Here is an 826-nt window from a genome sequence, read left to right as displayed (position 1 = left end):
CGGCGAAATCCGTTCCTTGGCGGCGGAGCTGGGACTCACCCTGGATCTCTACCAGCCGTTCCGGGACTTCGAAGGCGTCACCGAGGAGCTGCTGGCCGACAACCTCTACCGTGCCGAGGCGAAGTTCCGGCTGATGAACGAACTGGGCATGGACCTGATGCTGTTGTGCAGCAACGTGGCCACGGCCATTCATAACGACGACGACCTGGCCGCCGCCCAGCTCCGCCAGCTTGGCGACCTGGCCGCGCACTACGGGATCCGGATCGCCTACGAAGCCCTGGCGTGGGGAAGATTCGTCAACGACTTCGAACATGCCATGCGCATTGTCGAGTTGGCCGCTCATCCGAACATCGGCACCTGCCTGGACAGCTTCCACATCCTGTCCCGCGGCTGGGACCCTGCCGCGATCGAGAAAATTCCGGCGGAGAAAATCTTCTTCGTCCAGTTGGCCGACGCCCCCGAGCTCAGCATGGACATCCTGTCCTGGAGCCGGCATTACCGCGTCTTCCCGGGCGAGGGTGCGTGGGAACTCGACAAGTTCATGGGCCACCTGGTCCGCAGCGGCTACAACGGGCCGGTCTCGCTGGAGATCTTCAACGACGTGTTCCGGCAGGCCGACGAGGAACGCACCGCCGTCGATGCCATGCGGTCATTGATTTGGCTGGAAGAACAGACCTCCGTCCATCTGCAGGAGACCGACGGACCGGACGCCGTGTATGCGATGGAGCTGGCGACGCTGCCCCAGGTCGCCGAACCGACGGGCTTCAATTTCGCCGAAGTAAAAGCAGAGGACACCGAACAGGTCCAGCAGCTGCTGCGGCAACTC

Annotated in this window: 1 protein-coding gene; it reads left to right on the top strand. The window is 63.2% G+C overall.

What is annotated here, in order from left to right; translation table 11 throughout:
- A partial coding sequence (locus ACMX2H_RS18945; RefSeq protein WP_414962829.1) for a sugar phosphate isomerase/epimerase family protein occupies nucleotides 1-826 on the top strand: 826 nt, incomplete at both ends.

It is taken from the genome of Arthrobacter sulfonylureivorans (assembly GCF_047607445.1).
Taxonomy (GTDB): Bacteria; Actinomycetota; Actinomycetes; order Actinomycetales; family Micrococcaceae; genus Crystallibacter; species Crystallibacter sulfonylureivorans_A.
Note: the sequence above shows the minus strand (reverse complement) of the source record. Positions and strands in the feature narration are given on the sequence as shown.